This window comes from Pseudomonas sp. S5F11, from assembly GCF_019641515.1.
Taxonomy (GTDB): Bacteria; Pseudomonadota; Gammaproteobacteria; order Pseudomonadales; family Pseudomonadaceae; genus Aquipseudomonas; species Aquipseudomonas rhodesiae.
Window position 1 is genome coordinate 2,855,233 of record NZ_JAIFJZ010000001.1, and the last position, 24,638, is coordinate 2,879,870.

At 62.3% G+C, this 24,638-nt stretch carries 18 protein-coding genes; 12 read left to right on the forward strand and 6 right to left on the reverse strand.

Annotated elements, in window-relative coordinates; translation table 11 throughout:
- Nucleotides 1-27: 27 nt before the first annotated feature.
- Nucleotides 28-2,370 (reverse strand): peptidoglycan glycosyltransferase PbpC, encoded by a 2,343-nt coding sequence (gene pbpC, locus K1567_RS13005; protein ID WP_169902867.1) that lies wholly within the window; start codon nt 2,368-2,370, stop codon nt 28-30.
- A 108-nt stretch (nt 2,371-2,478) separates the two neighbouring features.
- On the opposite strand from pbpC, the gene K1567_RS13010 reads away from it, so the two are divergent.
- Entirely contained in the window at nt 2,479-2,772 is a 294-nt protein-coding gene (locus K1567_RS13010; protein ID WP_034095695.1) for a hypothetical protein, read from the forward strand.
- 136 nt (nt 2,773-2,908) lie between these two features.
- On the opposite strand, the gene K1567_RS13015 is transcribed toward K1567_RS13010, so the two are convergent.
- Entirely contained in the window at nt 2,909-7,810 is a 4,902-nt protein-coding gene (locus K1567_RS13015) for an alpha-2-macroglobulin (RefSeq protein WP_220698550.1), read from the reverse strand.
- A gap of 207 nt (nt 7,811-8,017) precedes the next feature.
- Between K1567_RS13015 and K1567_RS13020 the strand changes: the two genes are divergently transcribed.
- Both K1567_RS13020 and K1567_RS13025 read left to right on the forward strand, forming a co-directional pair.
- Entirely contained in the window at nt 8,018-9,367 is a 1,350-nt protein-coding gene (locus K1567_RS13020; protein WP_220698551.1) for an MATE family efflux transporter, read from the forward strand.
- 82 nt (nt 9,368-9,449) lie between these two features.
- Complete coding sequence (locus K1567_RS13025) at nt 9,450-9,761, forward strand: hypothetical protein (RefSeq protein WP_047881382.1); 312 nt, start codon at nt 9,450-9,452, stop codon at nt 9,759-9,761.
- 52 nt (nt 9,762-9,813) lie between these two features.
- Here K1567_RS13025 and speA read toward each other — a convergent pair whose 3' ends face one another.
- From speA to K1567_RS13045, 4 genes are all read right to left on the reverse strand, one after another.
- Nucleotides 9,814-11,727 carry an arginine decarboxylase gene (gene speA, locus K1567_RS13030; protein WP_047881383.1) on the reverse strand — a complete coding sequence of 638 codons (1,914 nt, stop codon included), beginning with the start codon at nt 11,725-11,727 and terminating at the stop codon, nt 9,814-9,816.
- Between the two features lie 141 nt (nt 11,728-11,868).
- Nucleotides 11,869-12,240, reverse strand: a complete 372-nt coding sequence (locus tag K1567_RS13035) for a translation initiation factor Sui1 (RefSeq protein WP_034095690.1) — start codon at nt 12,238-12,240, stop codon at nt 11,869-11,871.
- 180 nt (nt 12,241-12,420) lie between these two features.
- Nucleotides 12,421-12,957 (reverse strand): NUDIX hydrolase, encoded by a 537-nt coding sequence (locus tag K1567_RS13040; RefSeq protein ID WP_047881384.1) that lies wholly within the window; start codon nt 12,955-12,957, stop codon nt 12,421-12,423.
- Between the two features lie 2 nt (nt 12,958-12,959).
- Complete coding sequence (locus K1567_RS13045; RefSeq protein WP_034095688.1) at nt 12,960-14,027, reverse strand: DUF2333 family protein; 1,068 nt, start codon at nt 14,025-14,027, stop codon at nt 12,960-12,962.
- A 301-nt stretch (nt 14,028-14,328) separates the two neighbouring features.
- On the opposite strand from K1567_RS13045, the gene K1567_RS13050 reads away from it, so the two are divergent.
- The 9 genes from K1567_RS13050 (at nt 14,329) to fis (ending at nt 24,585) form a co-directional block, all read left to right on the forward strand.
- Entirely contained in the window at nt 14,329-15,999 is a 1,671-nt protein-coding gene (locus K1567_RS13050) for a PleD family two-component system response regulator (RefSeq protein WP_034095687.1), read from the forward strand.
- A 53-nt stretch (nt 16,000-16,052) separates the two neighbouring features.
- The gene (locus K1567_RS13055; protein ID WP_034095686.1) at nt 16,053-18,014 is read left to right on the forward strand and encodes a methyl-accepting chemotaxis protein; all 1,962 of its coding nucleotides are present in this window, start codon (nt 16,053-16,055) and stop codon (nt 18,012-18,014) included.
- A gap of 297 nt (nt 18,015-18,311) precedes the next feature.
- Nucleotides 18,312-18,767 (forward strand): type II 3-dehydroquinate dehydratase, encoded by a 456-nt coding sequence (gene aroQ / locus K1567_RS13060; RefSeq protein WP_034095685.1) that lies wholly within the window; start codon nt 18,312-18,314, stop codon nt 18,765-18,767.
- A gap of 24 nt (nt 18,768-18,791) precedes the next feature.
- Complete coding sequence (gene accB, locus K1567_RS13065) at nt 18,792-19,256, forward strand: acetyl-CoA carboxylase biotin carboxyl carrier protein (protein ID WP_034095684.1); 465 nt, start codon at nt 18,792-18,794, stop codon at nt 19,254-19,256.
- Nucleotides 19,257-19,273: 17 nt separating this feature from the next.
- Nucleotides 19,274-20,635, forward strand: a complete 1,362-nt coding sequence (gene accC / locus K1567_RS13070) for an acetyl-CoA carboxylase biotin carboxylase subunit (RefSeq protein WP_034095683.1) — start codon at nt 19,274-19,276, stop codon at nt 20,633-20,635.
- 277 nt (nt 20,636-20,912) lie between these two features.
- Nucleotides 20,913-21,791 (forward strand): 50S ribosomal protein L11 methyltransferase, encoded by an 879-nt coding sequence (prmA, locus tag K1567_RS13075; protein ID WP_169869048.1) that lies wholly within the window; start codon nt 20,913-20,915, stop codon nt 21,789-21,791.
- 30 nt (nt 21,792-21,821) lie between these two features.
- Nucleotides 21,822-23,069, forward strand: a complete 1,248-nt coding sequence (locus K1567_RS13080; RefSeq protein WP_220698552.1) for a DUF3426 domain-containing protein — start codon at nt 21,822-21,824, stop codon at nt 23,067-23,069.
- Nucleotides 23,070-23,254: 185 nt separating this feature from the next.
- A complete protein-coding gene (dusB, locus tag K1567_RS13085) occupies nt 23,255-24,268 on the forward strand; it encodes a tRNA dihydrouridine synthase DusB (RefSeq protein ID WP_034095680.1) in 1,014 nt (337 codons plus the stop codon).
- On the forward strand, nt 24,265-24,585 hold the full coding sequence (fis, locus tag K1567_RS13090; protein WP_003221275.1) for a DNA-binding transcriptional regulator Fis: 321 nt from the start codon (nt 24,265-24,267) through the stop codon (nt 24,583-24,585). Before dusB ends, fis begins: the two co-directional genes overlap by 4 nt.
- Nucleotides 24,586-24,638 lie beyond the last annotated feature (53 nt).

The window sequence follows — 24,638 nt, forward strand, 5'->3', positions numbered from 1 at the left end:
GGGAGGGGGCTTGCCCCCGATGAGGTCCTAATCCACCACGCTGAATTCAAGCCTGGCGGTTTGACCGGCCTCATCCAGCACACTGAGCTGGTAGCGGCCCAAGCGCTCGAAACTGGCATTGATGCTGTCCTGGTTGGCACTGTCGCCCAGTGGCGCGCCGTTGAGGAACCACCAGCGCCGGCCGCTGCCGCCCAGGGCGGATAGCTTCAGCTGCAAAGCCTGCTGGCTGCCGGCCGGCAGGCGCAGTTGGTCGCCTTCGCGCACGCCGACAATCGACAGCGGTGAAGAGGCCGCCAAGGCCGGTGGCGGGCAGTCCGGGTCGGCCGCCGGGATGCGTGCTTCACGGCGTTCGGCCCTGGGCAACCAGGGCTCCAGCGGCGCGGGCCATAGGGCGATATTCCTGGCCTGCGCGCCGGGGCAGTGGGCATCCACTCGCAAGCCTTTGGCGTTGACCCACACGTTTTCCATCAGCCCTACGCTGAGCGGTTGATCCAAGGCCTGTAAGGTCGGCGGCGTGGTGTTGTCCAGAGTCCAAGCAAAGCGCTGGCGTCGGCAATTGGGGTCCGTGCGGCTCATGGGCTGGCCCAGTGGCCAACAGATCGCCGCCACGCCGACATTGGCCGGCACCGCTTTGACCGGCGCGCTGATACCGCGCTGGCTGTCGCGGTTGGTCAGCACATCGTGCACCTGCAGCATCAATGGCGCCGCCGACGCCAGACCGAACTGACCGGGCACGGGCGTGCCGTCCGGGCGGCCGATCCAGATGCCGATCAAGTAGCGCGGCCCCACACCAATCGCCCAGGCATCACGAAAGCCGTAGCTGGTGCCGGTTTTCCAGGCCAGCACCGGGCGCTGGACCAACTCGGCGCGCGGGTCGCGATCCGGCCGGGCCTGGCCGCTGAGGATGCGCCGCACAATCCAGGCGGCGCCTGGCGACAGTAACGGCCGTTCTCTGAGCGTATCGTCCGGTTGAAAGCGCAAAGTGGCGCTCTTGCCGTCGCGGGCGAAAGCGCTGTAGCCGCTCACCAGATCCTCCAGGCGGCTGCCGGCGCCGCCCAGGATCAGCGCCAGATTCGGCTCGGCCAGCGCCGGCAGCGCCAGGGGCACGCCACCGATGCGCATCTGCGCGGCAAAACGCTTGGGCCCGTAGGCTTCCAGCAACTGCACCGCCGGCAGGTTGAGGGAACTGGACAGCGCCGTGCTCGCCGGCACCGCACCGGTAAAGCCCATGGAAAAGTTGCCCGGGCGGTAATCGCCGTAGCGCCGGGGCACGTCCTGCAACAGCGACTCGGAATGAATCAAGCCGTCGTCCAGCGCCATGCCGTACAGGAAAGGCTTCAAGGTGGAGCCCGGCGAGCGCAAGGCGCTGACCATGTCCACATGCCCGAAGCGCCTGGCATCGTTGATGTCCACCGAACCCAAGTAGGCGCGCACCGCCATGGTTTCTTCTTCTACCACCAGGATCGCAGCCGAGGTGTGCTCCGGCAGACGCGCGCGCCAACCCAGCAGCAGGTCTTCCAGACGGCGCTGCAAGGAGGCGTCCAGGGTGGTGCGGATCAACGGCGGGCTGTCGGGACGGTTCAGGCGTCGCGCAAGCAACGGTGCCAGGCTGGGCTCCTGGCGTGGGGCGAGCAGCAGCGGTTCTTCCAGGGCTTCATCGACTGCCGTTTGCGGCCATACCTGGAATTCGGCGAGGCGCCGCAGCACCTTATCGCGGGCCTGCTGCGCACGTTGCGGATGGCGGTCCGGCCGCAGGCGGCTGGGCGCCTGTGGTAATACCGCCAGCAACGCGGCCTCGGCGTGGGTCAACTGCGCCGGGGATTTGCCCAGGTACGCCCAACTGGCCGCCGCCACGCCCTGCAAGGTGCCACCGAAGGGCGCGCGGTTGAGGTACAGGTTGAGGATCTCGGCCTTGGACAGGTGCCACTCCAACTGGGCTGTGCGCCACAGCTGACGCAATTTGCCATGCAAGGTGCGCGAGTGCGGGTCCAGCAGGCGCGCCACCTGCATCGACAGGGTGCTGCCACCCGACACCACCCGTTCCCCTGCCAGGTTCTGCCAGGTCGCCCGCACCAACGCCAGCGGGTTCACCCCCGGATGCTGATAAAACCAGCGGTCTTCATAGGTGAGCAGCGCATCGAGGTAATACGGCGACACCTCATTGGTCTGCACCGGATAGCGCCACACGCCGTCGGCATCGGCAAACCGCCATAACGGCGTGCCATCCTCGGCCAGCACCACCCGCGCCAAATCATCCTGAGGCAGCGGCAAGGGCCAGATGCGGTCAGCCAGCCACAGCAGCGCAATCACTGACAGCACAGCACCCAAAAACCAGCGCAGCAACCGTGGGAGCCGAGTGAATCCAGCCATGAATAAACGAAACCTCAAACCGGCAAACCTCTATGCTTGTGGGGAACTAGCCCGCTGCAATAACAACCAAAGGCACACACCCGCCCACCTTCTGATCAGGACACATATATGCAGGTAGAAAGCTTCTTCGAATGGCTGGGCCAGGCGCTCGGTTCCGTCATCCGCTTTATCGTCGACGGCCTCAGCGGACTGTTCGGCGCCCTGACCCACGCCGGCAGCAACTTCGTCGAAGGCCTGTCCCGCACCTTGGGCATGGACACTTCGATCATCAGCATCATCACCCTGATCATCGGCCTGATGCTGCTCTACTCGGCCGTACGCGCCTTTATGCGGGCGTCGATAATCATGGGCATCATCTGGCTGATGCTCGGCCTGTGGCTGCTCAGTTGGGTCGTGCATTAACGTTAAGCAGGCCACAGCCCCCTGTGGGAGGGGGCTTGCCCCGATAGCAGCGTTCCAGTCAACGCACCTGGCAACTGACCCACCGCCATCGGGAGCAAGCTCCCTCTCACATTAGCGCCGATTCCGAGTTGAGAAATCAGCGCCCCTTGATCACCAGATCCGCCGGGGTCTCACCCACCGCCTGCCAGTTCGGCCGATACATCGACTCCACCTGCGGCGGCGGCACGCGATAGGTGCCCGGGGTTACGGCACGCGCCAGGTACAGCAGGTGCGTGGTGACATCGCTGTCCAGACTCAAGGCCGCCACGTAGCGGTCATCGCGGAACTCCTGGTGCTTGAGCGATGCGTTCTGCATCGACTCACGCCACTCCTTCACTTGGCTGCTGGCGTTTTCCAGGCTGGCGGCGCTTTGTGCCAGGTTCTGGTTTTCCAGCTCCAGGCCTGCGGGGAGCAAATCCACCACCAGAGCGTCCGGCACCCGTTGCTTGGCTTTAACTGCCACATGCACCAGCACCAGGTCGCCGCTGTTGAGGTTGCGCAGGTTCAACGGCTGACCGTTCATGCCAAGGTACTCGCGGCGGATGCTCAGGTTGTCGCCCCCCGGTGCCGGTGGGACTTGTGGGTAACCGGAGATCGTCAGTTGCTGGTACACCGGCGTCTCCCCCTGATTGCTCAGGGCCAGGTCGGCGGACAGCAGCTTGCCGTCCAATGCCAGTGTCGACTGCTGATTATTCAACTCATGCACCCCGCCGCTGCCGGTAAGCGACACTTGCCAGTTGGCCTCCGGTTGCGCGAACCCCAGACGCCCGGCGAGGAACAGCGAATTGCGCTCCTGGGTCGACAGATACGGGCTGGCCGCCAATTGATCCGACAAGGTAAACAGCCGCTCCTCGCGCTTGCCCTTGGCTAGGTCGTTTTCTTCAAGCAGCGCCAGGATCATCGCCTGATCGCGCAATGGGCTGCCGTAATCGGCCAGCCAATCCTTGTTACTGCGCTGTGCGGCAAGGCCGGCGAGCAAGGCTTGATCGGCACGCGGTTGGTCGCCCATTTTCTGCAGGGCAATCGCCAACTGCACCAACGGCAACCCCGAGCGCGCATCGCTGCGCCGCTCGAACAGACTGCGCAACGCCCCTAACGGCGCCTGCTGGCTGCGCGCCAGGACCATGCCGGCATAAGCCTGCACGGCGAAGCGGGTGTGGTCGGCGTTGTCGCTGTAGTCGACGTCGATCAGGTTGCGCTCCTGCACATAACGCAGCAGGCGCTCGCTGGCTTTTTTCAGGGCCTCGGCCGGTACGGCAAAACCCTGGTCACGGGCGCGCAGCAGGAAATCGGTGACGTATGCGGTCAGCCAATATTCCTCTTCGCCATCGGCACCCCACAGGCCAAAGCTGCCGTTGTAGCGCTGCATGCCCAGCAGGCGTTCGGTGCCCAGTTCGATTTTGCGCTTGCGCTCGGCGTCCGACTCACCCTTGATACCCAGGCGCTTGAGCAACGCGTCATCGGCATACAGCGAGGGATATAGGCCGCTGGCGGTCTGCTCCAGGCAACCATAGGGATAGGCCTTGAGCGCACTGATCTGCGCGCCCAGGTTCAACGGCGGCCGGCTCGACAGGCTCAGCAAGGCTTCACGCCCCGAGGCATCGAATTGATCCAGCGTGCCAACGGGCAAGTTCCACGGTTCGCTTTTGAGCACCGCGCGATAATGCTTGAGCAGCGCCGGGTAGGCTGGGCGCACGCCCAACGTCCATTCGCGGCTGAACGGCGGCAGCTGTTCGCCCGGCAGGTCCAGGCCATTGACGGTCACTTTGAGCTTACCCTGCCCCAGCCCGCCCCAGGCTTTCACCGGGATGCGCAGCGTGGTGCGCTGGCCTTGCTTGAGTTCGACCGATTGCGCGCCGGCATCGACCAGTTCCAATTGGCCTTCGGCACTCAGTTGCACATCGAGCTTCTGCGCCTTGCCCGACAGGTTGGACAGGTCCAACGCCAGGCTCGTCTGGTCGCCGTCGGCCAGGAAGCGCGGCGCCGACAGTTCGGCCACCAGCGGCGCGGCGACCACGGTCTTGGCTTCGGCCATGCCGTAGCGGTCATCGCTCCAAGCCTGGGCCATCAGGCGCAACTCGCCGTTGAAATCAGGAATATTGACGCTGACTTCACCCTCGCCCTTGTCATTCAACGTCACCGGCGCGCTTTGCAGCGCCACGATGGTCAGGCTGGTGTCAGGGCGTTTGCCACCTTTGGCCAACGCCGCGTCACCGCCGAACGCCAGACTGGCCAGACGGCCCTGGCCGGCTTCGATCAACTGGCCGTAGATGTCGAACTGATCCACGCCATAAGCCTTACGGCCGAACAGGCTGGCGTACGGGTCGGGCGTCGGATATTCGGTGATATTGAGGATGCCCACGTCCACCGCTGCCACCAGCACATGTACTTGTTTAGGCACGCTGCCATCGGCATTCCGGGCGGCGACCTTCACCGTGAGCGGTTGCTTGGGACGCATTTTTTCCGGAGCGCTGAGGGTCACGCCGAGCTTGCGCTGGGTGCGATCCAGGGGCAAGTGCAGCAGGCCCACCGCGCGTTTCGGGGTGATATTGGCTTTGCGCTCGCCGGGACGAATCACCAGGGCGCTGACATACAGGTCATGGCGCGACCATTTCGGGTCAAGCTTCACGGCAAAACTCTTGCCTTCGGCCGGCACGTCGATTTCCTGCCACCACAGCGGCCCTTCGGCGGATTCCACCAGCAAGTAGCCCTTACCGGCGGCCGGCGGCGTGACCGTGATGTTAGCGGTATCGCCATCGCCATAGGCTGGCTTATCCAGCGCCAGCTTGACCTGATCGGGGCGCACGGCGCCGCCTTCGGTGTTGTCCTGGGCCTGATAACCGGCCCAGAAACGCAGGCTGCTGACTAGGCCGGTCTGCGGGTCTTCGACCTCCACGCGATACGGCCCCCACTCCACCTGGAAGCTGACCTTGGCGGTATCACCGGCCTTGATGTTGAGGGTCTGCTCGTCGAGGTTGAGGAATTTTTCGTTGTAGTGGTAGCTCCAGCCGTCGTTGTCGGAGTAGTTCCAGTAGTAGTCACGGCGCTCGCGCACCAGGCGCACTTTGAGGTTGGGCGCGGCAAGCTTCTGGCCGTCCTGGTTGGCCAGCAACACTTCGAACTCCGCCGGGCCGTCGCCATTGGTTTCCTTGCCGTCAAACAGCCCGCGCAGGCCCGGCAGTTGCTTGGCCGGCCAGATCGGCTGCACCAGGCGCCGTGTGATCGGCCGCCCGCCCGACTCATGCAGGCTGGCCTGCACGATCAGTTGCAGCGGCGACTTGGCCTCGGCCCACTTGCTCTCCAGGCTCAGGACCTCCTGGCCCTTGGCGTCGAGCACGTTCTCGTCGATCTCGAAATCCTGGCTCAGGTCCTCCTCGGTGACGGAACCGAACTCGTAGCCCGGCAGCGACTTGACCGCCTCGCGCAACGGCCGCACATAAACCTGGCCGCTCACCCGGTTACCCGAGGCAGGCGCGCCGTAGAGGTAGCGCCCCGTGAGCTGGATTTGCGGGCTGTCCGCCGGGCTCAACGGCGTGTCGCTGCCCTTGAGTTCCAGGGCCAAGCGTTCGGGCAGGAAGTCTTCAACGAGGAATTCGTACAACTGCGGCTTGCCGTCGCCCAGGTCGAACACCAGCTGCCAGCGCCCGGTCGGCGCCTCGCCGGCCAATTGCAGGGCGTATTGATAGAGGCCGGACGCGTCGGCATCCCACACGAATTTGCGGCTGACCTGTTCATCCGGACGACGCACTTCGACGCTCACCGGCTGCGGCTTGACCGTGTTGCCGTCCTTGTCTCGCAGCAAGGCGTTGAGCAGCACGGTTTCGCCTGGGCGATACAGGTCGCGCGGGCCGAACACAAAGAACTGCAAGGGGTGGGACGGCTGGCCGCCGATGTCGAATTCGGCCAGGTCCAGCGCGGCGCTATCCAGGCGCAACAGGCTGGTCTGCTCACCCTGTTTGGCCAACAACACCTGGGCTTTTTTCGGCAGCGGCAACTGCGCGTGGCCGCCCTTTTCGGTCTTGCCCTCGGCCAGCACGCGGCCATCGCCGTCCAGCACTTCCAGGTCCACGTCATCCAGGGCTTTGCCGCCTTCCAGGGCTTGGGTAAAGACGTCGAGGCGATTGCTGTAGCGGTGCACCGACAGGCCAATGTCGCTCAGGGTGAACAGCGTGGCCGGTTGGGAATAGTTATAAGTGCCCGACGCACGCATCACCGCCAGATATACGCCCGGCTGCTGCAATTGCTTGAGGCCAGCGATCGGCAGCAGCAGGGTTTCGCGGGTATTGCGCGCAGGGTTCAAATCGAAACGCCCGCCGTAGACCAGATCGGCCATGGGCAGCAACTCGCGGGACTCGTAACTTTGCAGGCTGGTATTGCGCCCCCACTGCGCCAGGAACGACGGCAGGGACTCGGGCTTGATGCGGAAGAATTCGACGTCGATTTTGTCGACGTTCAGCGCGATCACCGGCAGGCCCTCGGCCAGGCGCGTCGGCAGCAGGGTGCCGCGACTGGCGAAGCCAACGGTGGCTTGCAGGTCGCGGGTTTCCAGGCGGGCGATGTGCTCGGCGGCGAGTTTATTATCGTTGACGGCCTTGAGCCCGGCGTCGACGGTGAGCACCAGTTTGCGCTGCGGTTCGAGGTGACGCAGGCGCAATTCCATCAGGTTATCGGAGAGTTCCCAGGCGCCGTCGACCTTGCCGGACTTACTGTCGACCAGGTGCAGCTTGTCGGCAAACTTCTGCTCCGGGTCCAGGGGAATGGAGAAGCTCACCGATAGCGTGCTGGCACCGTCCAACTGCACCTCGGACACGTCTACCACGCTTAATTCACGCCCGGCATAGCGCTGCTTCAGCGCCGCCACATCCACCGCCGCTTTGATCGGCTTGGGGGCGGTGCTGGTGGTCGCCACGGGTGCGGTGGGCGCAGTGGGTTTATCGGAAGAATCGCAGGCGCTCAGCAGGGCCAGGGCGCAGGCCAGGAACAATCCTTTGTTAAGCATGGGGCACTCGTTGTCAGAGGGAACCGGGGGTGTGAACTATATATCAGCCCGAGCGGGGCCGATGTGGTGCTGGTCACATTGACCGACGGAGGGTGGGTTGGTTCGCAGCCGTTTGAACCCCCCAGCCAAATCCCACAGCCACCTCCCACATTGGCTCTGCTGCATGGCTAATGGATGGTTACAATGTCGTTCCCCCAAGGAGCCTGCATGTCCACCTTACTGACCGACTGGCGCGACCGCCCCACCCACCGCCGCGTATGGGCCCTGGCTGCGCCGATGATTCTGTCGAATATCTCGGTGCCGCTGGTTGCCCTGGTCGACAGCATGGTGATCGGCCATTTGCCGCATGCCCACCAATTGGGCGCGGTGGCCGTGGGTGCCAGCCTGTACACCTTTCTGGCCTGGGCCATGGGTTTTCTGCGTATGGGCTCCACTGGTTTCGCCGCTCAGGCCGCCGGGCGCAAGGATGGCGCGGCGCTGCGACAGATCCTGCTGCAAGGCTTGCTGCTGGCGCTTGGGCTGGCCATATTGCTGGGCACGGTGGGCATTCCCCTGAGCCATATGGCACTGGAATGGATGCAGCCGTCCGCGCAACTGAATCAACTGACCCGGGATTTTTTCCACACCCGCCTGTTCGGCCTGCCCGCTGCACTGGCCAGCTATGCGCTGGTTGGCTGGTTCCTCGGCACGCAGAACGCCCGCGCGCCGCTGGCGATTCTGCTGACCACCAACCTGGTCAATATCGCCCTGAACCTTTGGTTCGTGCTTGGCCTGGAGTGGGGCGTGGCGGGGTCGGCACGCGCCTCGGTCATCGCCGAGTGGACCGGTGCCTTGCTTGGCCTGGCCCTCACGCAAAAAGCCCTACGCGCCTACCCCGGGAATATCGCCTGGGCGGCCCTCAAGCGCTGGCAGAGCTGGCGCCCGTTGCTGGCGGTCAACCGCGACATTTTTATCCGCAGCCTGGCGTTGCAGTCGGTGTTTTTCATGATCACGGTGCAAGGCGCGCGCCTGGGCGACGCCACCGTGGCGGCCAATGCGCTACTGCTCAACGGCCTACTGCTGACCGCCCACGCCCTGGACGGCCTGGCCCACGCGGTGGAGGCACTGTGCGGTCACGCCATCGGCGCACGGGACCGGCAAACCCTGCGGCGTTCGCTGGTAGTGGCCGGTGGTTGGTCACTGATCGCCAGCCTTGGATTTGCATTGTTGTTCACCGTCGCCGGCCATCTGTTTATCGCCATGCAGACTGATATCCCCAGCGTGCGCGAAACCGCGGACATCTACCTGCCTTACCTAGCGGTACTGCCCTTGATTGCGGTGTGGAGTTATCTGCTGGATGGGCTGTTTATCGGTGCTACGCGGGCGCGGGAAATGCGCGATGGGATGTTGTTGACGGTATTGATCGTGCTGCCGTTCGCGTGGGTCTTGCAGGGGTTGGGCAATCACGGGTTGTGGATAACCTTCCTGCTGTTTATGGCGCTGCGCAGTTTCACGTTGTGGGTTATCGCGTGGCGCTTGAGCAAAAAGAACCAATGGTTTGGCGATCCGACCTGTTAGTTTTCACAGGTTACAAACCGACCCGCCGGGCGTTGAATGGCCATGGGTAATCCCCATCCCATACATTCAAGGAGAGTCGGATATGAACATCACGAAAGCACTGTGGATGGCCGCCGCTTGCACACTCGCAACCACTGCTGGCTGCACTAATGGGCAAGGGCCGGCCAATGTTCAGGGCATGCTGGAGGTGGAAAACAGCAGCCAGTTCAATCTGATAGTCACCCAAGAAGCCGATGTTCACCAACTTGCGCCAAAAGGTCGAGTTGAGCTGCCCATTGATGACCGAGTCGTCATGGTGCACCGTAGAAACGGTAACGTTGACAGAATTGACCGACTTAGCCTTGAGTTCAACACCGCTCAATGCGGGCACAGTGTGTGCCTGAAAGTGCACTGAAGCGCCCGCCGATACGACGCACGGAAAACACCGTGCGTCGCTCAAGACGGTATCAGGAAGACAAGTAGGACGAACGCGTCAGCCCCAGACGCAACGCGTCCAGGAACTGGGTGCGCTCCGACGCGCTGATCTTCGCGCTGGCGCACTTGTCACGGTAGTGCGTCATCAACTCCTCCGGCGACAAGTGCACGTAGCGCAGCATGTCTTCGATGGTGTCGTGGGTTTCGATCCCGGCGCTGTACACCGTGCCGTCTTCACGCTGGTAGATGTTCACCGAGTCGGTGTCGCCGAACAGGTTGTGCATGTCGCCGAGAATTTCCTGGTAGGCGCCGACCAGGAAGATACCCAGCAGGTAGTCCTCGCCTTCCTTCAGGGCGTGTACCGGCAGGCTGGTTTCGATGCTCTGCTCGTCGACGTATTGCTTGATCTTGCCGTCGGAGTCGCAGGTCAGGTCCTGCAGCACCGCACGGCGCAGCGGCTCTTCGTCGAGACGGTGCAGCGGCAGGATCGGTAGCACTTGGCCGATGGCCCAGGTGTCGGGCAGGCTCTGGAAGACCGAGAAGTTGCAGATGTACTTGTCGGCCAGTTTGTCGTTGAGTTCGTCCAGGACTTGGCGGTGCGAGCGCTGGCGGGCTTTCAGCGAGTTATGCAGGCGACGGCACACGGCGAAGTAGCACTGCTCGGCCAGGGCCTTTTCCGCCAGGGTCAGTTTGCCGTCGGCGTACTGGGTGGCCACATCACTCATGTAGTGGGTGGCGCGCCAGTAGGTTTCGGTGACCATCTCGATGTCGGTCGGGCCGAGCAGGTCCACCAGCCATTGCACGGTTTCCGGCAGGCTTTCCTTGTTCTCGATCAGCGGGATTTCGTCGTTGTGTTTCTCGACGTCGGTCACCTGCACCACCAGCATGGCGTGGTGAGCGGTCAGGGAACGGCCGCTTTCGGAGAAAATGTTCGGATGCGGCAGGCTCTGCGCGTCGCAGAACTCCTTGAGCATGCCCACCACCACGCCGGCGTAGTCGTCCATGTCGTAGTTGATGGAGCTGGCGTTACGCGAGTGAGTACCGTCGTAGTCCACGCCCAGGCCACCGCCGACGTCGATGTGATCCACCGGCAGGCCGAGGTTACGCAGTTCGCCGTAATAACGAATGGCCTCTTTGAAGCCGTGCTGGTAGTCGGCCAGGTTGGCGATCTGCGAGCCCATATGGAAGTGCAGCAGACGAATGCCCTGATCCAGGCCTGCGGCGCGGAAGCGCTCGACCACCGACAGCAACTGCGCGGCCGACAAACCGAACTTGGATTTCTCGCCACCGGTGTCCGCCCACTTGCTCGACGCCAAGGACGACAAGCGCACGCGCAAGCCCACCTGAGGCTTGACCTTGAGGCTCGCGGCCTCTTCGATCACCAGGCCGACTTCGGATTCTTTTTCGATCACGATAAACACGTTGTGGCCCAGCTTCTGGCCCATCAGCGCCAGACGGATGAACTCACGGTCCTTGTAACCGTTGCAAACGATAGTGCCGCCCTTCGGTGCCAACGCCAGCACGGCCAGCAGCTCGGGCTTGGAGCCGGCTTCGAGGCCAATGGAAACGTTCTGGGTGGCGATGATGTTCTCGATCACCGCTTCCTGCTGGTTCACCTTGATCGGGTACAGCGCGGTGTACTTGCTCTGGTACTCCAGGCGTTCGATGTTCGAATCGAAAGCACCGGTCAGTTGGCGCACACGGTCTTGCAGGATGTCGGGGAAGCGCACCAGCAGCGGCAGCGACAGCCCGCTTTTGCGTAGCTCGTCGACTTGCTCGTAAAGGTCGACGGGCGTGCTGTTCGGGCCGTTCGGACGAACTTCAACGCGACCGGCGTCATTGATCGCGAAATACCCGGCCCCCCAATGGCGGATCCCATAAACACTGCGGCTGTCCGCAACGGTCCATTGGCTGCCATCGTCTTTGCGTGTGCGTCGTACGGACATCGAAGTCCCCTATAAATGAAGTCGAAGGCACCGCCTCGGGTTCGAGGCCGGCGCAGTCTAAAGAATGAAAATGACGATTTGCCTGTAAGAGAGGTAGACCCCACTCGCAGGACAGAGTTTAGACACTGGCCGGTAAGAGGCTCAGCCGCCGGACTTTTTGGCCTTGTATCCCAGCTTGATCAGCTCGGCCAATAACAGCTCGACGTGGTCGCCCTGGATCTCGATGACGCCGTCTTTCAACGCACCACCGGTGCCACAGCGCTTTTTCAGCGTGGTGGCCAGTTCCTTGAGGGGCTCCGCGGCCAGGGGCACGCCGGTGATGGTGGTCACCGTCTTGCCGCCGCGGCCCTTGCTCTCGCGTCGCACGCGGGCAATACCGTCGCCTTCGGGAATCAGGGTCTGTTTGCAGATGCAGGCGTCCACGGGCTGACGACAGTCCGGGCAGTGTCGACCTGCGTCGGTGGAAAATACCAGGCCACCAAGGGCGGCGAAGGATGCGGCTTTTTTGGCCACCGGCAATCCTCTTGGGAGGATGAAGACTGATCGGCCCCCAAAAGGGTCAGCCGACCGCGAAGCCCCACTCAGGCAGGGGCAGCGCTACCGCATCGCCAAAGCGACGCGGGTGAAAAGTCGCGCAGTGTAACGGCAAAAAGCACGCTTGCTAAGAGCCAAATGGCGCCAATTCATGCAACTTTAGCGACGCAAGGCCAGATAGCGACGCAAGCCCTCTTGGGCGTCAGGGCAGTAAGGTTTTTTCTTGGCGTCCTGCAAGACTTTGCTGATGGGTAAAAAGCGCGCCTCCATCACCTCTTCTGGCTGTAACCGCAGAGGGCCATCCCACACGGCTGAATAGGATTTACACCAGAGCCGACTGTCACCATCCTCGAAATAGAAATGGTCATGTTCTACCAGATCCACCCCGCCCACGCCCAACTCCTCTTCCAGCTCACGGGCCGCCGAGACCGCGTAAGACTCACCCGCCGCGACCATTCCACCCGCCGCCGTGTCCCAGAACCCTGGGTACAAGGCTTTGCTCAGAGTACGCCGATGCACGCACAGCTCACCCTTGGAGTTGAAGAGGAAGATAAACGTGCAGCGGCCGATCAATCCACGCGCGCGCAGATCGGACCTGACGAGGTGGCCGAGCAGGTTGTCCTGCTCGTCGACCCAACAGATCAGTTCGGCATCGGAGGCCGCGCGATGGGCCTCCTCCCGTTGACTGGCATCCATCATCAACCCTGGTTGAGCAGTTGACGCAGGTCGATCACCGCAGCGTTGGCTCGGGAAATGTAATTAGCCATGACCAGCGAGTGGTTGGCCAGCACGCCAAAACCGCTGCCATTGAGGATCATCGGGCTCCACACCGGCTCTTGCGAGGCTTCCAGTTCACGAATGATCTGGCGCACGCTGACGGTGGCGTTCTTCTTGGCCAGCACATCGGCAAAGTCGACTTCGATCGCGCGCAGCAGGTGAGACAGTGCCCAGGCCTGGCCACGGGCTTCGTAGAACACGTTGTCGATCTGCATCCATGGGGTTTCCACCACTTCTTCGTCGACCTGCGGCACCTCACCCGGGGCGAGCGCCTCGGTTTTCAACGCGGTATTGAGTTTTACCCGACCGACACTGGCCGACAGGCGCTGGGACAACGAACCCAGGCGCGTGGCGACATCGCCCAGCCAATTGTTCAGGTTGTCGGCGCGGGCGTAGAACAGCGCGCCTTTCTGGTTGGGATCGGAGAGGCGCGCTTCGTAGCGGCTCAGGGAGTTGATGCCTTCCTGGTACTCAGACTCACTGGACGGCAGCACCCAGCTCTTGTTGTCGAAGTTGAAGCGTGGCTCAGCCTTGGCCAAGTCAGCGTCTTCAGCCGATTGGGATTGGGAGCGGGCGAAGTCTTTACGCAGGGCACGAGTCAGGTCGCGCACTTGCACCAGCACGCCGTATTCCCAGCTGGGCATGTTGTCCATCCACAGGCCCGGCGGGAAGCGGTCGTTGGAAATGTAGCCACCGGGCTTGTTCAACAGCGTGCCGACCACAGTCTTGAGGGTTTCAACGGTGGTGAAGCCCACGACCATCTGCTTGCCGTCTTTTTCGGCAGCGATCTGCGCGTTTTGCTGGACCGGAAACAGCGCCGGCTCTTCGCTCCAGTACCAGCCCAGAGCGCCGGTGACCAACAGATACAGGCCGAGTACGCTGAGTACGGCCCGACTCATCAGCAGCGTACGAAAATAGCCGCGGTTAGTCGATTTGGGTTCAGGCGCGGGGCCGGTGGCACTGCCTGCACGGTTTTTCCAGTCCAGCATGGCGATATCCTTTCAATCACTTGAGTTCATGCACTTGAATTGAGGGCGTGCGTTCAAAACACTCCGACCACAACCCTACCCCATCGTGCCCGCCGGTGCGGGGCTTTTATCCAAACTGGCGCAACCGGCACATTCAACTATATAAGGATGCACGTTTTTTTTGCCGCGCGACCATCGAGTCAGTAACTGAATGCCGAAGACGCACAGTTAATTGACGTATGACACTCATTGGCATGAAAAGAGGTGCTAGCATAGAGCCATCAGTCGACTTCAGCATGCACCTTCACCAAGTAGTCAGGATATGACCGAGCCAGAAGACCCCAGCCGTGAGCGTCTCAAGCAGCATTTTGCCCAGCGGGTAATTCATCAGGCACGTCAAATTCTTGAGATCTGGCAGCGCCTGCAACGCAGCGAATGGTCGAGCGCCGACCTCTCCGAACTCAGCGAGGCCAATTTGCGCTTGCTGCGTTTTGCCGAGCGCTTTGAGCAGCCAGAGCACGGTCAACTGGCTCACCATATCGGCGAATCCCTTAAAGCGGTGGACGAGAACCGCGGCCGCCTGAGCAGCCATTTGATCACTGAACTCAACCGCTTGATGCAGCGCCTGTCCCGCACCGGCCTGCGTCAGGGCGACCAACTGGAACAAACCGTTCTGCCGCCGATGCGCAAGCCGATCTACGTGATGCTGGCCGACCACGACCGCGCCGAGCGACTGGCCAAGCAGTTGGAGTTCTTTGGGATGAGCGCCCAATCCTTGGACAGCGTAGCGGCATTTCGCTCGTCCATGGCCGAGCGTCTGCCATCCGCCATCGTGATGGACGTGGATTTCTGCGGCACCGGGCTGGGCCTCAAGCTCGCCGCCGAAGCCCAAGAGGGCCTGGAGCAAAAACTGCCGCTGCTGTTTTTCAGCCTGCACGAAACCGACACCCCCACACGCCTGGCCGCCGTACGCGCCGGGGGCCAGGAATTCCTCACCGGCACGCTGGAAGCCTCCAGCCTGCTGGAAAAGATCGAAGTGCTGACCTGCGTCGCCCAGTACGAACCTTATAAAGTGCTGATCATTGATGACTCGCGGGCCCAGGCCCTGCACACCGAGCGCCTGCTCAACAGCGCCGGCATCGTCACCCGCACCTTGATCGAGCCGATCCAGGCCATGGCCGAATTGGCGGATTTCCAGCCCGACCTGATCATCCTCGACATGTACATGCCCGCCTGCACCGGCACCGAGCTGGCCAAGGTGATCCGCCACAATGACCGTTATGTGAGCGTGCCGATCATCTACCTGTCGGCCGAGGACGATCTGGACAAGCAACTGGATGCCATGAGCGAGGGCGGCGACGACTTCCTCACCAAGCCGATCAAGCCGCGCCACCTGATCACCACCGTGCGCAACCGCGCGGCCCGCGCCCGTAACCTCAAGGCGCGGATGGTGCGCGACAGCCTGACCGGTCTGTACAACCACACCCATATCCTGCAACTGCTCGAAGACTGCAGCTTCCGCGCGCGCCGTGAAAACAAGCCGCTGAGCTTTGCCATGCTCGATATCGACCACTTCAAGCGCGTCAATGACAGCCACGGCCACCCGATGGGCGACCGCGTGATCAAGAGCCTGGCGCTGTTTCTCAAGCAGCGGTTGCGCAAGACCGACTTTATCGGGCGCTACGGCGGTGAGGAGTTCGCCATCGTCATGCCCGACACCGACCTGGAATCGGCCTGCAAGGTGCTGGATGAAATTCGCGAACGCTTCGCCGAAATCCACTACCCCGCCCAGCCCCATGATCTGTGGTGCACCTTCAGCGCCGGCCTGGTGGAGTTGTGCGACGGTTCCGACAGCCTGATGATGGCGGCCCAGGCCGACGAGGCGCTGTACCGCGCCAAAGGTGGAGGACGCAACCGCGTACAGGCGGCGCGCACGTCAAAGCAAAGTGCCATCTTTTCACCGGAATCCACTGACTCCGTCATAACGCTGTAATAGAAACGCAATAACTTCAGGCACTTATCTTTTGCTGCCGGCTGAAACCACGCATGCGCCTGAAGCTGCTGACCAATCTCAACACCCTCCTGTTAGTGGCCGTGTGCCTGGCGCTGGGGGCGACCTTATGGTGGTCGCAACGCGCCTTGGAGCGCCCTTATCTGCTGATGGAACGCTACCTGAGCCTGTCGCAGACCTTTCAGAACCAGGCGGCACGCAATATCGAGGACTATCTGGCCAGTGGCGATGCGCTGCGTTTGAGCGGCGCCAGCCAAAGCCTGGAAAGCCTGCTGCAACATCTGGATGAACTGCCCGCCGAGCTGACGCAGAGCCTGCGCCCCAGCCTGGTGGAGCTGGACACCTTCAGCAAGACCGACCTGCTCGCCGCCGGCAAGTTGGCCGGCGACCCGCAAGCCTTGTTGGTGCAGGCCGAGCGCGAGCTGGGCGCGAACCTGGAACAGCTGAGCCAGTACGCCACGGGGGTCAACTCCCCGGAAGCTGCACGCTACCTACCAGCGCTGCTGGCCGCGTCCCAGCACTTGGGCAAACTCTCACTGGCCCGCGACAAACTGGTCAGCAGCGGGCGCGCCGAGCTGGCCGATGACGTGGAGCGCGAACTGGGCCAGATCCGTGGCCAGGCCGACCTGCTGGAACAGTTGCCATTACTGGGTGTGAAAGCCAGCGCCGAATCCAATACCGATGACTTCTCCGCGTTGATGGGCCTGGAAAACACTGAAAAAGCCGAAGCCCAGGACAGCGGCGTCGACCTCAAGCGCGAACTCAACAGCCTGCTGACCCGTTACCCCGCCGAACTCAAACGCACCCGCGCGCAGATCCAGCAGCGCGCCGATCTGGCCGCCGCCACGCATCTGAAGATCAACGCGGTGCAACAGGCCATCGCCGGGCTGGAACCGGCGGTGCGCGCGCAGCATGGCAAAATCCAGGGCGAAGTGCGCCTGATGCAAGGCGTGATGATTGGCCTGATCCTGCTGATCGCACTGCTGATCGACACCCTGCAACGCCGCCTGGCCCGAGTGCTGACCAGCCTGGCGCCGGCCTTATCGACCTGGGCCGAGGGCGACTTCAGCCAACCGATTGCCCTGGGCAAGACCAACCGCGAACTGCACGACATCGAAGCCTCACTGAACCGCTTGCGTGCCTATCTGGTGGACTTGGTAGGCACCATTCGTGGCAATGCCGAAGAAGTTGCCGGCAGCAGCCGCGCGCTGGCCGAGTTGAGCAGCGGCCTGCACGACGGCGCCGAACGCCAGGCCGGCGATACCGCGCAGATCCGCGACTCCCTGGGTGAGCTGGAAGCGACCATTCAGCAAGTGGCCGGCGACGCCAGCCAGGCCGCCGGCGCCAGCCGCAGCGCAGGCCAGGCGGTAGAACAGGGCCAGCGGGTGATCGGCCTGAGCCTGACCGGCCTGCATGCCCTGGTGGGCGAAGTACAGCAAAACGCGCAGATGATCGAAAAGCTCGCCGAAGAATCCGCCACCATCGGCGGCGTGCTGACGGTAATCCGCTCCATCGCCGACCAGACCAACCTGCTGGCCCTCAACGCCGCCATCGAAGCCGCCCGCGCCGGGGAGGCCGGCCGCGGTTTTGCGGTGGTCGCCGACGAAGTCCGCTCCCTGGCCCAGCGCACCGCCGGCGCCACCGCCGAAATCCAAGAGTTGATCGCCGGCCTGCAAAGCGCCGCCCGCCAATCGGTGGAAGGCATGCGCGCCCAGGTGGAACACGCCGAAGCCACCGCCCAGCAAGCCCAGGCGGCCGATGGTGCGCTGGACGAAATCGTCGGCGCGATCCAGACCATTTCCGACACCGCCGTGCGCATCGCCGATGTCACCGCGCAGCAGAGTGGCGCGGTAAGTGAGATTCGCGATAACAGCGAGCGAATTCATCAACTGGGCGAAGATAATTTGCTGCGTATTGGCCAAGGTCGCAGCCAGGGTGAGCATTTGCTGGTGCTGGGTGGGCAGCTCAATACCGCCGTACAGGCATTCCGCGTCTAACCGGACCCAGCGTCATATGAACAACTAATGTGGGAGGGGGGCTTGCCCCCGATAGCGGTGGATCAGTTAGAGATACTGAGACTGTCACACTGCAATCGGGGGCAAGCCCCCTCCCACACTTGATCTCCATAGGGTTCAAGGACGTGTCGCCTATGACCGGATACCGGCCCACAGTCATAAATTTTGCGCAATCCTCGCTAATCGTGCTGCCTACTGCATAGAACTGGACAGTCACAAAGGCTTTGCGGCATAGTCGCCGGGTTCTGACGTACCCACCTCTATAACAAGGAACAGCCGATGGCGACCTTACTGGTTCTTCACGGACCCAACCTGAACCTGCTTGGCACCCGTGAACCGGGCGTCTACGGGGCAGTGACCCTCGATCAGATCAACCTCGATCTGGAACAGAGGGCCCGTGATGCCGGCCACCATCTGCAATACCTGCAAAGCAATGCCGAGTACGAGTTGATTGATCGCATCCATGCCGCGCGCGGCGAAGGTGTGGACTTTATCCTGATCAATCCCGCCGCTTTTACGCATACAAGTGTTGCATTACGTGACGCGCTGCTGGCGGTGAGCATCCCATTCATCGAAGTGCATTTGTCGAACGTGCACAAACGCGAACCTTTCCGCCATCACTCCTACTTCTCCGACGTAGCGGTAGGAGTGATCTGCGGCCTTGGCGCCAGCGGTTACCGACTGGCCCTGGAGGCCGCCCTGGAACAGCTTGAACAACCGGCCAAGCGCCCCTGACCGACCCTTGGGAGTTGATGATTCATGGATATCCGTAAAGTTAAGAAGTTGATCGAACTGCTGGAAGAATCCGGTATCGACGAGCTGGAAATCAAGGAAGGCGAAGAGTCCGTACGGATCAGCCGCCACAGCAAGACCCCGGCTCAACAATTCTATGCCCCGCAGATGCAAGCACCGGCTCCGGCTGCTGCTGCACCAGCCGCTGCACCGGCTGCCCCGGCTGCTCCTGCCTCACCGGCAGCTCCTGCGCTGAACGGTTTCGTGGTCAAGTCGCCAATGGTCGGTACTTTCTACCGCACCCCGGCACCGACCTCGCCAGCCTTCGTTGAAGTGGGCAAGACCGTGAAAGTGGGCGACACCATTTGCATCGTCGAAGCGATGAAAATGATGAACCACATCACCGCTGAAAAAGCCGGCGTGATCGAGTCCATCCTGGTAGAAAACGGTCAGCCGGTTGAGTACGACCAGCCGCTGTTCACCATCGTTTGAACCGCGGAGCACCTTCGATGTTGAAACCTGCGAAGAAACTGCAAAAAGTCCTGATCGCCAACCGCGGCGAGATCGCGCTGCGTATCCTGCGCGCCTGTAAGGAAGAGGGCATCAAGACCGTCGCTGTTTACTCGACGGCCGACACCGAATTGATGCACGTTAAGCTGGCGGACGAGAGCATCTGCATCGGCCCGCCACTGGCCTCGAACTCCTACCTGAATATCCCGAACATCATCGCCGCGGCAGAAGTGACCGGCGCTGATGGCATCCACCCAGGCTACGGCTTCCTCGCGGAAAACGCCGATTTCGCCGAGCAAGTGGAAAAATCCGGGTTCGCCTTCATCGGCCCGAAAGCCGAGACCATTCGCCTGATGGGCGACAAGGTGTCGGCCAAGGACGCCATGATTGCGGCCGGCGTGCCAACCGTTCCAGGTTCCGACGGCCCACTGCCTGAAGACGAGGAAACCGCCCTGCGCATTGGTCGCGAAGTCGGTTACCCGGTGATCATCAAGGCCGCCGGTGGCGGTGGTGGTCGCGGCATGCGCGTGGTGCACAAGGAAGAAGACCTGATCGAAGCGGCCAAGCAGACCCGTGCGGAAGCCGGCGCCTGGTTCGGCAACCCGATGGTCTATCTGGAGAAATACCTGACCAATCCACGTCACGTGGAAGTGCAGGTACTGTCCGACGGCCAGGGCCACGCCATCCACCTCGGCGACCGTGACTGCTCGCTGCAACGCCGTCACCAGAAGGTGTTGGAAGAAGCGCCGGCTCCGGGCCTGGACGAAACCGCTCGCCAGGAAGTTCTGGCGCGCTGCGTCAAGGCGTGCATCGACATCAACTACCGTGGCGCCGGTACCTTCGAGTTCCTCTACGAGAACGGTCGTTTCTACTTCATCGAGATGAACACTCGCGTGCAGGTGGAGCATCCGGTTTCGGAGATGGTCACCGGTATCGACATCGTCAAGGAGATGCTGAGCATCGCCGCCGGCAACGTGCTGTCGTTCACCCAGGCTGACGTGAAGATTCATGGCCACTCCCTAGAGTGCCGAATCAACGCCGAAGACCCTAAAACCTTTATGCCGAGCCCAGGCCTGGTCAAGCACTTCCATGCTCCGGGCGGCAACGGCGTTCGCGTCGATTCGCACCTGTACAGCGGCTACAAGGTTCCGTCCAACTACGACTCGCTGATCGGCAAGCTGATCACCTGGGGCGCCACCCGCGACGAGGCCATGGCCCGTATGCGCAACGCTCTGGACGAAATCGTGGTCGACGGCATCAAGACCAACGTTCCGCTGCACCGGGAACTGGTCCGCGATGAAGGCTTCTGCGAAGGTGGTGTGAACATTCACTACCTGGAACACAAACTGGCCGACCAGTAAGTGCTCCACCCAACAAAACCGCCTTCGGGCGGTTTTGTTGTTTGTGGGCCCTCTATTGTGAAAATGTACACAACCCAAATGCGGGAGGGGGCTTGCCCCCGACTGCAGTGTGTCAGTCTGAGTCTCTCTAACTGGTCCACCGCTATCGGGGGCAAGCCCCCTCCCACATTTGACCGGCGTGCAGTCAGTAGTGTCGTCTTCTGCCCGCCGCTCGCGTAAACTTGCGCGCTTTCGCGACCCCCTCGTCGCACACTCATTATTTTCAAAGGTGCCCGCCATGCCTTGGCTGCAAGTCCGTCTCGCCATCAGCCCAGAACAAGCCGAAACCTACGAAGACGCGTTCCTCGAAGTGGGCGCCGTGTCGGTGACCTTTATGGACGCCGAAGACCAGCCGATCTTCGAACCCGAGCTGAACACCACCCCACTGTGGTCCCACACCCACTTGCTGGCCCTGTTCGAGGGCGGCACCGAAGCCGCCAGCGTACTGGCCCACCTGGAACTGCTCACCGGCAGCCCGCTGCCGGAACATCACAGCGAAGTGATCGAAGACCAGGACTGGGAGCGCAGTTGGATGGACAACTTCCAGCCCATGCGTTTCGGCCAGCGCCTGTGGATCGTGCCGAGCTGGCACGCGGCCCCGGAGCCGGACGCGGTGAACCTGCTGCTCGACCCGGGCCTGGCGTTCGGCACCGGCACCCACCCCACCACTGCCCTGTGCCTGGAATGGCTCGACGGTCAGGACCTGCGCGACAGCCACGTACTGGACTTCGGCTGCGGCTCGGGGATTCTGGCAATTGCCGCTCTGCTGCTGGGTGCCAAGGAAGCCGTCGGCACCGATATCGATGTACAGGCCTTGGAAGCGTCGCGCGACAACGCCGGGCGCAACAACATTCCTGAAGGCAAATTCCCGCTTTACCTACCACAGGATTTGCCCCAGGTGCAGGCCGATGTGCTGGTGGCCAATATCCTCGCCGGGCCGCTGGTGTCCCTGGCGCCGCAGCTGTCGAGCCTGGTCAAGACCGGCGGGCGCCTGGCGCTGTCGGGGATCCTCGCCGAACAGGGCGATGAAGTCGCCGCCGCTTATGCCCAGGACTTCGACCTGGACCCGATCGCTAACCGCGATGGCTGGGTACGCATCAGCGGTCGTCGGCGCTAGAATGAGCGCTTGCCTGAATCGGATGGCCGCATGACCGACAGTTTCGTCACCCAGTGCCCACATTGCCAGACTCGTTTTCGCGTCAACCATGCTCAATTGAGCGTGGCCCGCGGCGTGGTTCGTTGCGGCTCGTGCCTGCAAGTGTTCAACGCGGCTCGCCAGTTACTGGAGCAACGCGCGGCCCATGCGCCTGCGCCTGCGCCGACGACCGAGCCGCCGACAGCCGCCGAGGCCTTGCCCGAGGCGCCGCGCGCGATCAGCCAGAAGCAATGGAGCGCCGAAGAGCTGGACCTGGACCGCTTGGACCTGGACGAAGAACTGGCCAAGCTGGAACGCCGCCCCACTCAGCCCGCCGCATCGGTGAGCGCAGACCGTCGCCAACCCGGCGATCGTCGGCAGAAGGAAGAACCCCTCAGCGCCAGTCGCGACACGGTCAAGGCCGAAGAGGAAAAGTGGGCCGCCAGCCTGTTCAGCGAACCTGCTGAAGAACGTGTCCAAGCCGACGAAGACGAACCCGAAGCGACCCCAGGCGCTGCGACACGTCAGCGCACCGAACCGTCAATGTCGTTCCACACCGACGAGATCGAGGATGAGCCGCCGTTGCGGCCGATACGCGACACCGACGCATTCGATCCCCCGGTCACTCCAGTACACGATGAGGCCCCCACGCCGGAGCCCGAAGAACACCCTCAGCCGCGCCGCAAGCGTGCGCGCCCTGCGGCCAGCGTCCATGACGACGTGCTTCAGGACCTGGAAGACGACCCGCTGCACCTCTACGCACAAAAACGCCCTTCAGGGCTGGGCCGCCGCCTGATCTGGCTATTGCTGGTGCTTCTCGCCGCAGCCGGCCTGGCGGGCCAGTACATCGCCTATCAATTCGACGACCTGGCCCGCCAGGACGCCTACCGTCCGTGGTTCCAGCAATTGTGCCCCACACTGGGCTGCACGGTACCGTCACGGGTCGATATCGCCCATATCAAGAGCAGCAACCTGGTGGTGCGCAGCCACCCTGAGTTCGCCGGGGCGCTGGTGGTGGACGCAATCATCTACAACCGCGCGACCTTCTCCCAGCCCTTCCCGTTGCTGGAGCTGCGTTTCGCCGATCTCAACGGCGGCTTGATTGCCAGTCGTCGGTTCAAACCGAGCGAATACCTCAGCGGCGAGCTGGCCGGCGTTAGCGAAATGCCATCGCAGACCCCAATCCATATTTCCCTGGATATCCTCGATCCGGGTAACAGAGCCGTGAATTACAGCCTGAGCTTCCACTCCCCTGAGTGAAACGACTCAGCCACCGAAACCTGACGGTGGAATATTGACTGCGCGCCGCTCAACCAAACCGACGGCGATAAAGAAATAACTGTTCAGATTTTATCCAATTCAGCCTTTATCCAGTCATCGAGAGCGGGTATCATGCCAACCCTTTTTCGAACTCTAATGATCCGGCCCCACAACAGGGAAGTCCTATGTCGGCGGTACGCATCGGCCCATACACATTGCAGAACGGCTTGATTCTCGCCCCCATGGCGGGCGTCACCGACCAGCCCTTTCGTCAGCTGTGCAAACGATTGGGCGCCGGCCTAGTAGTCTCGGAAATGGTCACCAGCGACATGAGTTTGTGGAACACCCGCAAGTCGCGGATGCGCATGATTCACGAAGGTGATCCCGAGCCCCGCTCGGTGCAGATCGCCGGTGGAGATGCGCAGATGCTGGCGGATGCGGCCCGAGCCAACGTGGAGCTGGGTGCGCAGATTATCGATATCAACATGGGCTGCCCGGCCAAGAAGGTCTGCAACAAGGCCGCCGGTTCAGCGCTGTTGAAAGATGAGCAGTTGGTTGCCGAGATCCTGCAGGCCGTTGTCGCCGCAGTCGATGTGCCGGTAACCCTGAAGATTCGCACCGGCTGGGACCGGGACAACAAGAATGGTCTGACGGTGGCGAAGATCGCCGAACAAGCAGGTATTACAGCGCTGGCGGTGCATGGCCGCACCCGCGCCGACCTTTACACCGGTGAAGCCGAGTACGACACCATCGCCGCGATAAAGCAGGCGGTGTCGATGCCGGTCTTTGCCAATGGCGATATCGACTCCGCCGAGAAAGCCCGGCGCGTACTCCACGCGACCGGTGCCGATGGCCTGTTGATTGGCCGTGCTGCCCAGGGGCGGCCGTGGATTTTTCGTGAGATCGAGCACTTCCTGCGCACCGGCGAAACCTTGCCGGCGCCGGAGCTGGTCGAGGTGGAACGTATTCTGCTAGAGCATCTGGCCGCCCTGCACGCCTTCTATGGAGACGTCATGGGAGTACGCATTGCTCGTAAGCATGTGGGCTGGTATCTCGCAACCTTGCCGGGCGCCAAGGAGTTTCGCGCCCACTTCAATCGTTTGGATGATACGGAAGCACAGTGCGCCAACGTTCGTGAGTTCTTCGCCGGACGTTACAAGAGCCTGGTGACAGGTGACGGAGAGGGGGTGGCCGCATGACGATGATGACCGAGACTTTAGTGAGTGGAACAGCACCCGTGAGCGACAACGTCAATTTGAAACAGCACCTCAACACACCGAGCGAAGAAGGTCAGACCCTTCGCGGGAGTGTCGAGAAGGCGCTGCACAATTATTTCGCCCACCTTGAGGGCGCTTCCGTCACGGACGTGTACAACCTGGTGCTCTCCGAAGTCGAGGCGCCCTTGCTCGAAAGCGTGATGAACTACGTCAAGGGCAACCAGACCAAAGCCAGTGAGCTGCTGGGCCTCAACCGTGGGACCCTGCGCAAGAAGCTCAAGCAGTACGATTTGCTGTAAGCATTCAATCCAACCAGAAAGGCGCCCGCGTAAAACCGGTCGCCTTTTTTGCT